A 14,542-nucleotide genomic window follows, 5' to 3' on the forward strand; every position below is an offset into this window, starting at 1 on the left:
GTTTGAGTTCGAAGAATGTTCTTTATTATCGCCACAGCTTATAAAGTCAGAAAAATAGACACAAATAAATCAAATTTCTCTTGAGATTTTGCCTAGAAAGTTGAAGTATTGAATCGTTTCCTAAATTAATATTGCACACGGAGAGTTGAGAAATGAGAGTAGGTTTAGTCGGTTGGCGCGGCATGGTTGGTTCAGTACTCATGCAACGCATGGTTGAAGAGAACGATTTTGACCATATTGAGCCGGTATTTTACAGCACATCTCAAGTTGGTATTCCCGCTCCTGTGTTTTCGGATCGTCAGCTCGGTTCAGACTCAGGTTTACTGCAAGATGCCTATGATATTGACAGCCTAAAGCAGCTTGATGCTGTTGTGACGTGTCAAGGTGGGAGTTATACAGAGAAAGTATATCCTGAGCTCAGAAAAGCGGGTTGGAAAGGGTATTGGATTGATGCCGCTTCAACCTTGCGTATGGCGTCAGATTCAATCATCACATTAGACCCAGTTAACTACACCCAGATTCAACAAGGTATTCATCAAGGTACTAGTACCTTTGTTGGTGGTAACTGCACTGTGAGTTTAATGCTAATGGGTTTAGGCGGTCTGTTTGAGAAAGGCTTGGTGGAATGGGCCAGCGCGATGACCTATCAAGCGGCTTCTGGCGCAGGTGCCCAGAATATGCGAGAGCTTATTTCTCAAATGGGAGTGATCAATGACTCAGTCAGCTCAGAGCTTGCCAACCCATCAAGTTCCATTCTCGACATTGATAAACGCGTGGCTGACACCATGCGCTGTGAGTCTTTCTCTACCGATAAGTTTGGTGTGTCACTGGCTGGTTCTCTTATCCCTTGGATTGATGTTAAGCGTGACAATGGTCAAAGCAAAGAAGAGTGGAAAGCTGGCGTTGAAGCGAACAAAATTCTCGGCTTCCAAGATTCTCCAGTACCTATTGATGGTACTTGTGTTCGTATTGGGGCGATGCGCTGCCACTCACAGGCTCTCACTATCAAATTGAAGCAAAATGTTCCTATGGACGAGATCGAGGAAATGATTGCGACCCATAACGATTGGGTAAAAGTGATTCCAAATGAGCGTGATATTACTGCCCAAGAACTGACGCCAGCGAAAGTGACGGGTACTTTGTCTATCCCTGTGGGTCGATTACGTAAAATGGCGATGGGAGATGATTTCTTAAATGCCTTTACCGTGGGCGATCAATTGCTATGGGGTGCAGCAGAGCCTTTGCGTCGCACACTAAGAATTATTTTGGCAGAGAAAGCCTAAGTCCTAAAAAACTATCAGGGCTGATATCTATCAGCCCTTTTTTATTGTTTAACTATTCGCTTATCTGGCTCGGCAAGTTCACCGCCGCAATGCTTGCAATGGATTGCATCTGAGTCGTGTCCCGCGCGACTGCAATTAGGGCACTTCACCAAAGTTTTATGGGCGTTCATCTCTTTATTCAGCTCTGCTGTGATAATACCGGTTGGAACGGCAAGAATTGAGTAGCCCAATAACATGGTAAGCGAGGCCAAAGCTTTACCCAAATGTGTCTGAGGTACAATATCGCCATAGCCAACTGTGGTAATAGTAACAATCGCCCAGTAAATACTTTTGGGGATACTAGTGAAACCATTGGCTGGCCCTTCAATAACAAATATTAATGAGCCAAAAATGGTAACGAGTATTCCGACTGTGCTGAAAAAGATCAGGATTTTTCTGCGCGCCATTAAAAGAGAGCGCAGCAAGATATTTGAATCTTGTAAGTAGCGTACCAGTTTTAACACCCTGAAGATTCTCATTACCCGCAGCAAGCGAATCACACCCATAAAGGATGCCCCAGGAAAGAAAAAGGCAAGATAAGTGGGTAAAATAGCCAGTAAATCAACCACGCCATAAAAACTTTTCGCATAAGCGCTAGGCTTTGGTGAGCAATATAATCTGAGTAGATATTCGATACTAAATAAGGCGGTGAATGCGTACTCTAAATATCGCAGCTCCATCTTCCATGGGGAGGCAATGCTTGGAACAGACTCTAGGACAAGCACTGCAAGAGAGGAAAATATGGCGACAATCAGAGCAATATCAAAGGCACGTCCAGCTTTAGTGTGAGTGCCGAAAATGATGATATATAAATAGTGTTTTAATGCGTGACGCGGCATAAGAGAACTACCTTTTAATCAATAGCACCAATCATACCTTTATCAGTTTCATCAAGCCAACCCGGGGAATAGGTTTCGCAGCCCGTTAGCAATAAACTCAATACCTAAAGCACCAAGGATCAGGCCCATAATACGGGTGATGACGTTAATGCCAGTTTGTCCTAAAAATCGCACGATCAGTGGTGCAGAGCGAAACAATAGCCATGAGCAAAAACAAAATAAACCGACAGTAATACTGATACCTACAGTGTCAATGGCAGTGGGGTAGCGAGCACCATATACTATGGTGGAGCTGATGGCACCAGGTCCAGCCATAAGCGGCATGGCTAGCGGGACGACTCCGATTTGCTCGCGGCTAACGTACTCCGACTTTTCTTGTTTGTTTTGTTTATCCTCACCCAACTTACCACTCATCATTGAAAATGCGATGCTGAGTAACAAGAGGCCCCCAGCAACGCGAAATGAGTCGAGAGAAATACTGAACATATCGAGCAGTATCTGACCGGCCAATAACGATATGATCAAAATGATGGCAACGGCAAAGTTTGCTGTGGTGGCGGTTTTGTTTTTTTCCTCTGCCGTCATATGACCCGTAAGAGAGACAAAAACTGGCATTATGCCAACAGGGTTCACTGCGGCGACTAGGCCTAAAAAGAATTGTAAAAAAATCGCGAGTTCGAATGTCTGCATTGTCTGCGCCTAAGCATAAGAGAAGTTAACTATCTGTAACATGCGGAATATAGTTGAAATTTCATTTGTCCACGAGTGAAAAAAGCTAATTATTGGCAAAAATATCGACTTGGCTACTTCTAAGGCATGTTATATGTTAACCGATTTGTAGGGTTATTAACATTTGATTATTGGCGTTTACAATTTGTGCTAGTCTACAGATTTATAGCATGAAACAAATGCCTCCATGTAACACGTGGTTTATGGTGTACATGTAACTAATATTTTTTGAACTGAAATTTATTTACAGCTTTTTGATGAAATCGCAGCTGCATGACATAAGTTTTGAACGTTTTATGTAGTTTGGTGAATGAGTTAAACCCTAGTAAATGTACGGCTTTTTGTTTGTTCGGCGTTTCTTTTGCTGCCAGCCATCAAATAATTCTACCGAACTGATCTGGGTCAATTTTTTTCACTGACTGAAATAATATAATCAGTCGTGAAAGCTATTTACTAAAGAAGCTGACAGATAGACACACGATGAGGTCGCTAAGTTTTGTTAATAAAGAGTTTTTACAATTTGTTAATTTAGGAGATTCCCTATGCCTGTCACTAATATGGCTGAACTTGATGCAATGGTTGCGCGTGTTAAAAAAGCGCAGCAAGAGTTCGCAACATACACTCAGGAGCAAGTCGATAAGATTTTTCGTGCTGCCTCTCTCGCCGCAAACCAAGCACGTATCCCGCTGGCCCAGCAAGCGGTTGAAGAGTCTGGTATGGGTATCGTTGAAGATAAAGTAATCAAAAACCACTTTGCCTCTGAGTTTATCTACAACAAGTACAAAGACGAAAAAACCTGTGGCATCCTTGAACAAGATGACAATCTGGGCACTATGACTATCGCTGAACCAGTCGGCATTATCTGCGGTATTGTCCCAACCACTAACCCAACTTCGACTGCTATATTCAAATCACTCATCTCTCTTAAAACTCGCAACGGTATTATATTTTCTCCTCACCCACGTGCGAAAAACTCAACCAATGACGCGGCTAAACTTGTTCTAGATGCGGCAGTAGCTGCCGGTGCTCCAAAAGACATTATTGGTTGGATTGACCAGCCATCAGTGGAGCTGTCGAATGGTTTGATGAAGCATGATGACATTGCGCTTATTCTTGCAACAGGTGGCCCAGGTATGGTGAAAGCTGCCTACTCTTCTGGTAAGCCTGCAATTGGTGTAGGTGCGGGTAATGTTCCGGTTGTTATCGATGAGACCGCTGATATTAAACGTGCCGTTGCATCAATTTTGATGTCCAAAACATTTGATAACGGTGTTGTTTGTGCTTCAGAGCAAGCCGCGATTGTGGTTGATGAAGTTTATGATGAAGTGAAAGCACGTTTTGCCTCTCACAAAGCATACGTTCTTTCTAAGGCTGAAGCCGAGAAAGTGCGTGGCGTTCTTCTTATCGAAGGCGCGTTGAATGCCAAGATTGTTGGTCAGCCTGCTCCTGCGATTGCTGAAATGGCGGGTGTTTCTGTTCCTGCAGATACCAAAGTACTTGTCGGTGAAGGTTTAGGTAAGGTGTCTTACGACGATGCTTTCGCTCACGAGAAGCTCTCCCCAACGTTAGGTCTATTCCGTGCAGATAACTTCGAAGATGCGGTTGCTCAGGCTGTGACTATGGTTGAGATTGGCGGTATTGGTCATACATCGGGTCTATATACCAACCAAGATACTAATGCAGATCGTATCCGCTATTTTGGCGACAAGCTGAAAACGGCGCGTATTCTGATTAATATCCCGACGACTCACGGTGGTATTGGTGACTTATACAACTTCAATGTTGCGCCTTCTTTAACGCTAGGCTGTGGCTCTTGGGGTGGTAACTCTATTTCTGAGAATGTCGGTCCTAAGCACTTAATCAACAAGAAAACTGTAGCTAAGCGAGCTGAAAACATGTTGTGGCATAAACTACCTAAGTCTATCTACTTCCGTCGCGGTAGCCTTCCTATTGCATTGGGTGATTTAGAAGGTAAAAAACGTGCTTTCCTAGTCACAGACCGTTTCCTATTTAACAATGGCTACGCAGATGATGTTGTCAGCTTATTGAAAGCGCAAGGCATGGAAGTGCAAACTTTCTTCGATGTAGAAGCGGACCCAACACTGTCTGTGGTTGAGAAAGGCGCTGAAGCCATGAAGAGCTTCCAGCCTGATACCATTATCGCACTTGGTGGCGGCTCGCCAATGGATGCGGCGAAGATCATGTGGGTAATGTATGAACACCCAGATACACACTTCGAAGAACTTGCTATGCGCTTTATGGACATTCGTAAGCGTATCTACAAGTTCCCTAAAATGGGACAAAAAGCCGAGCTTGTTTGTATCACGACAACATCTGGCACAGGTTCAGAAGTCACACCGTTTGCGGTAGTAACTGACGATAAAACAGGCGCTAAGTACCCACTAGCGGATTACGAAATTACACCAAACATGGCAATCGTAGATGCTAACCTAGTGATGAACATGCCTAAATCGCTGACTGCGTTTGGTGGTTATGATGCGGTGACTCACGCTTTAGAAGCTTATGTGTCTGTTCTTGCCAACGAATATTCAGATGGGCAAGCACTGCAAGCACTTAAGATGCTCAAAGAATATCTGCCATCAAGCTATGCAAACGGTGCTAATGATCCGATTGCTCGTGAGAAAGTGCATAATGCAGCAACCATTGCAGGTATTGCTTTTGCGAATGCCTTCTTAGGGGTTTGTCACTCAATGGCACACAAAATTGGAGCTGAGTTCCACTTGCCACATGGTTTGGCTAACGCACTACTGATTTCTAACGTGGTACGTTACAACGCGAACGATAACCCAACCAAGCAGACCGCTTTCTCTCAATACGACCGACCACAAGCACGTCGCCGTTATGCAGAGGTAGCCGATCACCTAGGTTTGAGCCAAGAGGGCGACCGCACGGCTCAGAAGATCGAGCGTTTACTGGCTTGGCTGGATGAGCTTAAAGTGAATCTGGATATCCCAATGTCTATTCAGGCAGCAGGTGTGGCTGAAGCAGATTTCGTGGCTAAGCTTGACGAGCTTGCGGTTGAAGCATTTGATGACCAATGTACTGGTGCGAACCCTCGTTATCCATTGATCAGTGAGCTTAAAGCGGTATTGCTAGATTCTTACTATGGTAAAGCTTTTGTTGAAGGTGAAACCTTCGAAGGTACAACGGTAATTAAGAAAAAGGCCGATCAAAAGGCAGCGCCTAAAGCGAAAAAAAGCAAAACTAACGCATAAGTAGGTGTGTGTTGTGAGGTAGGTTTTCGCTAGCACGAACTAACCTAACTATCGGGAAAAACCAAGCCCCAGATGAAAATCTGGGGCTTTTTATCGTCTATATCTTTTGCCAGTGACTTTTAGCACAAAGGGCCACTGCATCTTTTAAGATCAAAGCTTGATGCTCAAAGAGAGATGATGAGGGGGTACCTTTTTCTTCGATGATGGTCTGACAAAGTGTGGGTGTGATAGGCGAGAGCAGCCAAACAAGTTCACGAACAAGATTACTCACCACTAGGCAGGTTTGTTTCGCTTTGGCTTCAGGTTGCTCTTTGTTAACCAGCCACGGTGCTCTTTGGTGGAAGAAGCCGTTTAACTCGGTCAGTATCCAGTTTACCTCTTTGGCCACGCGGTGAAGATCACGAGTTTGATAAGCGTTAATAATGTTCTCGAGCACTGGAATGACCTTGTTGATACAAGCAAGGTTTCCTTTATCAAGCTGAGAAATTTCAGCGAGTTTGATTTCGCCAGCAAAGTTTTTAGTGATCAGTGTGTGGTTACGTTTGACGAGATTGGCAAGGTTATTGAGCAGATCGGCATTAATGGTTTGGGCAAACTCATCGAGGACTAAATTGCCGTCTCTATGCAGCGGCTTGTGACGTAAAAGCGCGTAACGCAGCCCATCGCAGGTCAATCTCTCAGAAAATAGGCTGGGATTAACCGTGGTGTGAGGATTGGATTTAGAAACTTTTTCGCCGCCAATGGTCCACCAACCGTGTACTATCAGTTTTTGCGGGAGCTTTATATCCAAAGCCAATAAAAATGCAGGCCAGTATACCGCATGAAACAGGAGAATATCTTTACCTATTACGTGTTGTGTATGAGCAAGACTATGGGTGTTGCCACCACAATTTTGTATCGCGCTAAGGTAACTAAATAGCGCATCAATCCAAACGTATACGGTATGGCCTTGATTATTCGGTACTTGGATTCCCCATTTGTTATTAATCCGAGACACAGACAAATCATCGAGTGGTGAAGATTTGAGTTGTTCGATCAAACTTTGTTGATAATGACTAGGCTCAATGCAGTTATCGTTTGATTGGTAGTATTCAATCAATGCCTCGCGATATTTCTCTAAGCGAAATAGATAGGTTTCTTCCTGACTGAAAATTACTTCGCGCTTATGGACTGGGCAGCATGCGCCATCGAGAAGACTCTTTTCAGGATAAAACTGTTCGCACGCGATGCAGTAGTGTCCAGAATAATGTCCAAGATAGATATCTCCTTGCTGCTCAAGCTGCTGCCAAATACGCTGGATGTTTAATTTGTGCTGTCTATCTGTGGTGCGGATAAAAGCATCCTGCTCAATAGCAAGCTTTGGCCATAAATCTTGAAAACTTTGTGAAAGCGTATCGACAAAATCTTGCGCTGGGAGGTTGTTTGACTGAGCTGCTGAGGCAATTTTTTGGCCATGTTCGTCAGTGCCTGTGATAAGTTTGCAGCCAATATCTATCTGTGCAAGGCGCTCATACCGACAAAAAATATCAGCGATAATGCCAGTGTAGGCATGCCCTAAGTGCGGCTCTCCGTTGGCGTAAAATATCGGGGTCGTAATAAACTCTGTTTTTGAAGATTTAGATAAATTTAGGTTAAAACTGTTGTTAGTATTCATTGGCCGATCTCCTTGTTTTTCAATGCTAAGGTTGAAAAGAGAGGCCAGATATCACTTGGTTTACCACCTTCCCAACCGTGTATTAGGGAATGGTGATGCAGTGATTGATAAATTTAGAACACGCAGACCATCCCTCGCAGCATTCGCTGTGAAGGCATGTTCATCATCATGCTTGTGGTTAAAGCACTGTAGTTGGCTGGAGTAGTTTTAGTGTTCATGACTCTAAGCTAACAGACTTGTTAACTGTGGGCAATCTTTGGTTTTGAATAGATGATTTGGGAGTAATAAAGGCGAATAAAAACTCGCCTTTATTACTAGTACAGGTATATATCTAATTTACCGAACGAACTTAATAGGGAAGAAGTTGTACACCTTTTGTTTGTTGTTTGGTTTCTTGCAAACTGACATAGTAGGTATTACCTGAACCTTCAATATCAGTGACCTTAAAGTTTGCTAGCGGTGAATAAAGGCTTTCACCCTCATCATTTTCAAAGGTTAGGCCACCGGGAACAGATAATCCGTTGCTACTATCCCCCTTCACTGTGAAGAGTACTTTTATGTCATCTGTGCTTCTATTTGCAAAGTCAGTAGCTACACCCACCTTTGAAGAGGTTGAGAAAAACTGTCCCGGACTATAGACCGTGTTAGGGTTGGCATGAAAACTTTCTTTCAAGAGTTCAATTCCTTTGGATGTCATACCTTGCCCACGGTAAGTTGTGAAAGTTTTGCTTGATGGGGTGTAAAACCCCTTGGCAGCTTCTTTAACCAAGCTAGATAAGTCATCACATTGTGCTTTGATCCTATATTTTAAATCTTTGTTTCCACGACCGAAAATCTCTGAGCCATGAACCCTTTCATACTCTTGAATTACTTTACTGCCGCTCACAAAGCCACTAGTACCTGATTTACGAAAGACCTTACGTGCTTCTTGGTTTAGTGCTTTACAACCTGCGTTACTTTGATAAACCAAGCAGAAATCTTGGCGGGCTTTTAGCTTTGTTTCGTTAGCTTTTTTTAGATCATCTTCGATTTTATCGATAGCAGAAATTTTTGTACTTATATCATCTTTAATATTTGTTGCATCATCTAGCAGTTGCTTTTCTTCATTGAAGTCATTTTTTGTCTTTTGGAGCTCAGATTGCAATGAGTTAACCTGCTTATTTAATGCTGAAACTGACTCTTTAGCCGAAATTCCTGGGGTACTACTGTTCATTATTTCCGAGGCTTTTTTTCGCTCGGTTTCATAGCGATTAGAATGGAGTATTTTTTTTATAAAATTACTGGGTTGGCCATACTTAAAGTGGTCTTCCTTCCACCTTACGATACAATCATCACCATGTTTTTTAGCGATCTCATTCAGACTCTGAACTTGTGATTTTTTCTTTGAAATTTCATCACGGAACTTTAAAATTGACGACGTCAAATTGGATATGGATGACTTTGTGTCTGAAATAACGTTACTTACTTTTTTGATGTCATTGCTAAGTTTGGCTTTTTCTTTTGTTCGCTCTTGCTTAGTCATGCTTACATAATTGCTGTGGTGACTATTTGCTGCTTTCATTGGTCGTATACTCTGATTCTATATGATTAAACAAATGTGTTGGGGTCACTGGTCAGTAAAATTGCCTTCATCATCTCTTCTTAAATACGTATGTGTAGTAGTTGTTTTTTCGTGGCTTTTCTGAAGGTGCTTCTAGCAAGACATTTCAAGCTCCAACGCTAAATACTAAATTATCACTTGCGCTGAGATCTGAACCAGAGAAAAAAGGTGAAAAGTGAATACGTTTTCGGGGACTTTTTATAGAACAGTTAGTTAGGTTGAAGTAGAGTTCGATAGGCCTGTTCAGACTTGAATAGAGAACATTCGCTTAAAGAAAGGCAATAACTACCTCGAGGTTTGGTAAGTTATTTTGCGACTAATACTATTTGGTACTGTTCTGAATGAATATTTTAGCCCAAAAGGCAAAAACAAAGGGTTAACACGAACGCTAACCCCCGATATCTATTTTTCGTCTTCTGGAAGCTTGACGTTGAGCTCTAGGACGGAAATATCATCGTCTTTATGCTCAAAAGATAAGTCAACCATGGATGGGTCAACGGCAACGTACTTTGCAATGACTTTTAGAATGTCTTCTTTAAGTTGCGGCAAGTAGGATGGTGCAGGATCGCCCTGACTGCGACGCTCCGCAACAATAATCTGCAAGCGCTCTTTAGCTAAATTGGCAGAAGTTTTCTTTTGTGGTCGGAAAAATTCAAGTAGTGACATTTAGCCTCCAAATAGTCGCTTGAAGATACCTTTCTTCTGCTCAGTTAAAAAGCGGAAGTCGATTTGAGATCCCAGTAAACGCTCTACAGTATCATCATAGGCCATTCCTGCGTCTGTCTCATTGTCGAATATAACAGGTACACCTTTATTTGAGGCGTTAAGCACCGCTTGGCTTTCTGGAATCACCCCAAGCAGAGAAATATGCAGAATTTCTTCTACATCTTCGACACTCAACATATCACCTTGTGTTACTCGTGTAGGATTATAGCGAGTCAGTAGAAGGTGCTGCTTTACAGGCTCTAGCCCTTCTTCAGCGCGGCGAGATTTAGAGTCAAGAATACCCAGAATCCGGTCTGAATCACGCACGGAAGAGACTTCAGGGTTGGTTGTGACAATGGCTTCGTCGGCAAAATAGAGTGCCATCAAGGCACCTTGTTCTATACCCGCAGGAGAATCACAAATGATAAAGTCAAAGCCCATCTCATCGAGTTCATCAAATACGCGGCGAACTCCGTCTTTGGTTAAAGCGTCTTTATCACGAGTCTGAGAGGCAGGTAAGATAAACAAATTATCGGTGCGTTTGTCTTTGATGAGCGCTTGATTAAGGGTTGCTTCACCATTAATTACATTAACAAAATCGTAAACCACGCGGCGCTCGCAGCCCATAATTAAATCTAGATTTCTAAGACCGATATCAAAATCGATAACCGCGGTTTTTTTACCTTTCAGAGCGAGGCCCGAAGCAATTGCAGCGCTTGATGTAGTTTTGCCTACACCACCTTTACCTGATGTGACAACAATAATGCGTGCCATTATTTGTTCCTTATTTTCTTAAACTGTTAACGACTCGAATTTAAGCGAGTCGTTTTCTAAACTGAACATAACTTTTTTTTGCCAATATTCGTCTGCGAACTGCTCTGTGAGCCAATAGTGGCCAGCGATTGACATCAATTCAGCATTGAGTTTATCGCAGATGATGACAGCGCCTGTATTACCACTAGCACCCGCAATAGCGCGGCCACGCAATGTGCCATGAATATGGATTGAACCATCTGCAATGACTTCCGCTCCTTCGCTAACGTGACTTAACACCACTAAATCACTGTCTTTGGCATAAATTTGTTGGCCAGAGCGCACTGGCGTACGGACGATTTTGGTTGGCGCCATAGTTGCGGGCGCTTGAGAAGGCGACTTACTGGCGGACATTATCGCAAACTCAGCGTCAGATGCGAAGTTTTGAGTACGTTTGTCTCGGCAGCCAGTTACGCCGACAGGAATCATTCCTGCTTGGGCAATGCCATTTTTGAGCCGTGGAAAATCAATATCGCCTACCACTTTTGAAATATTAATGACAACAGGTGCCTGCGCAAAAAAAGCGGGTGCTTGCTCGACTTTTTCGCTGAGAAACCGAATCGTATTTTCTACATGGTTATCAGAAAGGTGTAAAACTGATAGAGTAAAGCTACTTCCTTTCAGATCGGGTGAATTCGACATCTTATTTGAGGACCTCTTAGGGCGTTGCCAGAGACTAGGGGTGTCATGTTATATTCCCGCACAAAGCACAGCAAGAACTCTTGTGCTCAATTGGTTGTTTTGCTCTCAAAATTAGCGAAACATTGACGTTATATACATTCAAATAGAAAAAGGCTTTTCATGCTTTGTGCAATTTACAAAAGTTCTAAAAAAGAAGGCGCATATTTATATCTTCCAAAGAAAGGGGATTTTTCACAAGTCCCTGACACACTGATGCAAATGTTTGGCAAACCTACCATGGTAATGATGGTGAATTTGGACGGACGAGAGTTGGCTCAAGTCGATATTGATAAAGTGACTCAGTCTCTTAAAGATGATGGCTTTTTTCTTCAAGTGCCACCGCCGCCAAAGAATCTACTAGATGAATACAAACAACAAAAGGCGCGCCGGCAACCAGACTAATTTCTCTCATCTATAATAGGGAAGTTGTCGGCGAATCATAATGTTGCTCAAGGAGGGCAATGTGAAGAAATTATTGTCAGTCATACTAGGTGTGACGATTGCAAGTTCAGTTTGGGCAAGCGATCAGAGTTTTGAACAATACGTCGAAGGGTTAAAAAGCGAAGCCCGTAACAAAGGCATTTCTGAACAGACGATCAACGACGCTTTTGCCAATGTGACATACAAACCAAGGGCAGTGACTGCGGATCGCAATCAGCCGGAAAAGCGGCTGACCTTGGATGAATACATTCCCAAAGCGGTGCCTGATTGGAAAGTTAAGCAGGCGAAAGAACTCTATACAAAGCATAAGAAAGCCCTTGAAAAGGTCGGCGAACAATATGGCGTCCAGCCGCGTTTCATCGTGGCACTTTGGGGTATAGAGAGTAACTTTGGTACTTTCACTGGCAACTATAGTGTTATTGATGCGTTATCGACGATGGCGTATGACGGTCGCCGAGAGGCGTTTTTCCGCAATGAAACCATGGCTGCACTGACTATTTTGGATGAAGGGCACATCAAGCCAGAAAACATGAAAGGTTCATGGGCGGGTGCGATGGGGCAGTGCCAGTTTATGCCAAGTTCATTTCTTTCCTTTGCGGCTGATGGCAGCGGCGATGGAAAAAAAGATATTTGGGATAACGAAGCGGATGTGTTTGCCTCTGCAGCCAATTACTTGAGTCAATCAGGGTGGACAAATGAGCACACTTGGGGCCGTCAAGTTAAGCTGCCCAAAGGTTTTGATACAAGTATTCAAGGGCGTGGTGAGGAAAAAGGTAAATATCTACAGGAGTGGAGCCGACTGGGAATTACTCGCTATGATGGACGTCCACTGCCTAAGTTAGATAAGGATATTAAGGCATGGCTGATTGCACCAGATGATGTGAATGGGCGTGTTTACTTGGTTTACAATAACTACAACGTATTGATGAAGTGGAATCGTTCGTATTATTTTGCTTTGGCGGTAAGCCATCTCGCCGATAGAATTGTGCTTTAACTGTAAACATCAGAGTGTTCAAGCGCTCTATTGTTCGTCGCCTGAGCCGTTTTAAATAAACGGCTTTTTTAGGTAAGGGCTTCAAGCTCGGTAATGTTGTTGATGGCTTCTTGATTGGTTGTGCCACAAACAACAGGGCATGGCTTAAACTCATGGCAGACTTTCGGGCGTTCTGGACGACCAAATAGGCTGCATAAGTTGTCTTTATTAAGTTGAATGCAGCGAGTCCCAGCAGGTTTGCCATTCGGCATACCCGGTATAGGAGAAGAAATGCTTGGAGCGATACAACAAGCTCCACAGCCTAGTCTGCAATCCATATCCGTTGTCCTCGATAAATTAAGACCGTGATTCTAGCAATATTTAGCTGCGAAAGCATCTTTAGGTATTTAAAACACTCCTTCCACATTTAATTTTTTAACCAACTTTCCGCCTAGTAATAATGAGAAAGATGGGCATTGTTAGTCAATACAAAGACAAATAATAATATACTTGTTATTTATGCAATTGTTCCACTAAACTTATCGATTAGGGGAGCGTGCCTAGCGTTTGAATTATGCAAAAATCGGGACTGTAGTACGATGAGTAGTGGAAGCCGTTTTTGGACAAGGCCTTTAGGTATTGCTGTTATCGCTATCGGTTTGTGTGGTGTGGTCATGATTGGTATTGGAGTACATTCCGTAATTGATCATGAAAACAAACTTGCTCGTAAAGAATTGTTAGGTACATGGCGAGAAGCCAATGTCGCCAGTTATTCTGCCAACCGACTTAAGGTATCTAACGACGGTGTATATTGGAACGGTGACCTTATCAGTACCCATTTTTCTTTCGATGGGGCAACGCTCGAATTCAAACACGGTAATAAAAGACAAGAGTATTACCTCGATCGTTTAAAAGGCACATTGGTCCACATCAATGGTCAGTACAAAGCACAATATCTAAAGCAAGGGTATCACGGTCAATATACCCAAGGGCGCAATTGAATTTTACCTGCCATTTTTACCTTCAGGCTTGCACTTTATCAGCCATAACGGTATAAAGCCCTCCCTTTGTCCAATATCTAAATAATGTTTATGAGCCTGCCATTTTGGGAAAGTACACCTCTCGAACAAATGACCGAACAAGAGTGGGAAGCACTTTGTGACGGTTGCGGTAAGTGTTGCCTACATAAACTCATGGATGAAGACACAGAAGAAATCTATTACACCAATGTGGCTTGTAGTTGGCTAAACAGTAAAACGTGTTCGTGTAAAGATTACCCCAACCGTTTCTCATCAGGTGAAGAGTGCACCAAGCTAACTCGTGATGATATCGATGATTTTACTTGGCTACCCCACACCTGCGCCTACCGCCTGCTAGCAGAAAAACAGCCTCTTCCAGAGTGGCACCCACTCATTACTGGCTCAAAATCCGCCATGCACGCCGCCGGACAAAGCGTACGCAACAAGGTGGTTTATGAAATTGAAGTAGTGAATTGGGAGGACCACATCTTGAATCATCCTAACAGGAGCTAGGCGCAGCAAGGTGTATC

Annotated in this window: 14 protein-coding genes; 6 read left to right on the forward strand and 8 right to left on the reverse strand. The window is 43.2% G+C overall.

Annotation, left to right across the window (positions count from 1 at the left end):
• The first annotated feature begins 152 nt into the window (after positions 1-152).
• On the forward strand, positions 153-1,283 hold the full coding sequence (gene asd / locus FIV01_RS05045) for an aspartate-semialdehyde dehydrogenase (protein WP_152430015.1): 1,131 nt from the start codon (positions 153-155) through the stop codon (positions 1,281-1,283).
• A 41-nt stretch (positions 1,284-1,324) separates the two neighbouring features.
• On the opposite strand, the gene FIV01_RS05050 is transcribed toward asd, so the two are convergent.
• Entirely contained in the window at positions 1,325-2,161 is an 837-nt protein-coding gene (locus tag FIV01_RS05050; protein ID WP_152430016.1) for an ion transporter, read from the reverse strand.
• 51 nt (positions 2,162-2,212) lie between these two features.
• The gene (locus FIV01_RS05055; protein WP_152430017.1) at positions 2,213-2,851 is read right to left on the reverse strand and encodes a YchE family NAAT transporter; all 639 of its coding nucleotides are present in this window, start codon (positions 2,849-2,851) and stop codon (positions 2,213-2,215) included.
• A 581-nt stretch (positions 2,852-3,432) separates the two neighbouring features.
• Here FIV01_RS05055 and adhE point away from each other — a divergent pair.
• Complete coding sequence (gene adhE / locus FIV01_RS05060) at positions 3,433-6,126, forward strand: bifunctional acetaldehyde-CoA/alcohol dehydrogenase (protein ID WP_152430018.1); 2,694 nt, start codon at positions 3,433-3,435, stop codon at positions 6,124-6,126.
• A gap of 97 nt (positions 6,127-6,223) precedes the next feature.
• Here adhE and metG read toward each other — a convergent pair whose 3' ends face one another.
• The 5 genes from metG to minC all read right to left on the reverse strand — a co-directional run bounded on the left by metG (position 6,224) and on the right by minC (position 11,540).
• The gene (metG, locus tag FIV01_RS05065) at positions 6,224-7,780 is read right to left on the reverse strand and encodes a methionine--tRNA ligase (protein ID WP_152430019.1); all 1,557 of its coding nucleotides are present in this window, start codon (positions 7,778-7,780) and stop codon (positions 6,224-6,226) included.
• Between the two features lie 349 nt (positions 7,781-8,129).
• Positions 8,130-9,341 carry an ADP-ribosyltransferase domain-containing protein gene (locus FIV01_RS05070; RefSeq protein ID WP_152430020.1) on the reverse strand — a complete coding sequence of 404 codons (1,212 nt, stop codon included), beginning with the start codon at positions 9,339-9,341 and terminating at the stop codon, positions 8,130-8,132.
• 441 nt (positions 9,342-9,782) lie between these two features.
• Positions 9,783-10,046: a cell division topological specificity factor MinE gene (gene minE / locus FIV01_RS05075; RefSeq protein WP_152430021.1), complete on the reverse strand. Its 264-nt coding sequence runs from the start codon at positions 10,044-10,046 to the stop codon at positions 9,783-9,785.
• Positions 10,047-10,859: a septum site-determining protein MinD gene (gene minD / locus FIV01_RS05080; protein WP_152430022.1), complete on the reverse strand. Its 813-nt coding sequence runs from the start codon at positions 10,857-10,859 to the stop codon at positions 10,047-10,049.
• An 18-nt stretch (positions 10,860-10,877) separates the two neighbouring features.
• Positions 10,878-11,540 carry a septum site-determining protein MinC gene (minC, locus tag FIV01_RS05085; RefSeq protein WP_152430023.1) on the reverse strand — a complete coding sequence of 221 codons (663 nt, stop codon included), beginning with the start codon at positions 11,538-11,540 and terminating at the stop codon, positions 10,878-10,880.
• A 159-nt stretch (positions 11,541-11,699) separates the two neighbouring features.
• On the opposite strand from minC, the gene FIV01_RS05090 reads away from it, so the two are divergent.
• Entirely contained in the window at positions 11,700-11,981 is a 282-nt protein-coding gene (locus FIV01_RS05090) for a YcgL domain-containing protein (RefSeq protein ID WP_114787084.1), read from the forward strand.
• A 61-nt stretch (positions 11,982-12,042) separates the two neighbouring features.
• On the forward strand, positions 12,043-13,014 hold the full coding sequence (locus FIV01_RS05095) for a lytic murein transglycosylase (RefSeq protein WP_152430024.1): 972 nt from the start codon (positions 12,043-12,045) through the stop codon (positions 13,012-13,014).
• A 68-nt stretch (positions 13,015-13,082) separates the two neighbouring features.
• Here FIV01_RS05095 and FIV01_RS05100 read toward each other — a convergent pair whose 3' ends face one another.
• Positions 13,083-13,331, reverse strand: coding sequence for a YkgJ family cysteine cluster protein (locus tag FIV01_RS05100; protein ID WP_152430025.1), 249 nt, complete (start codon positions 13,329-13,331; stop codon positions 13,083-13,085).
• Positions 13,332-13,592: 261 nt separating this feature from the next.
• Between FIV01_RS05100 and FIV01_RS05105 the strand changes: the two genes are divergently transcribed.
• Together FIV01_RS05105 and FIV01_RS05110 are read left to right on the forward strand one after the other, a co-directional pair.
• Entirely contained in the window at positions 13,593-13,994 is a 402-nt protein-coding gene (locus FIV01_RS05105; protein WP_152430026.1) for a DUF2850 domain-containing protein, read from the forward strand.
• A gap of 90 nt (positions 13,995-14,084) precedes the next feature.
• The gene (locus FIV01_RS05110; protein ID WP_152430027.1) at positions 14,085-14,525 is read left to right on the forward strand and encodes a YcgN family cysteine cluster protein; all 441 of its coding nucleotides are present in this window, start codon (positions 14,085-14,087) and stop codon (positions 14,523-14,525) included.
• Positions 14,526-14,542 lie beyond the last annotated feature (17 nt).

The organism is Vibrio aquimaris (assembly GCF_009363415.1).
Taxonomy (GTDB): domain Bacteria; phylum Pseudomonadota; class Gammaproteobacteria; order Enterobacterales; family Vibrionaceae; genus Vibrio; species Vibrio aquimaris.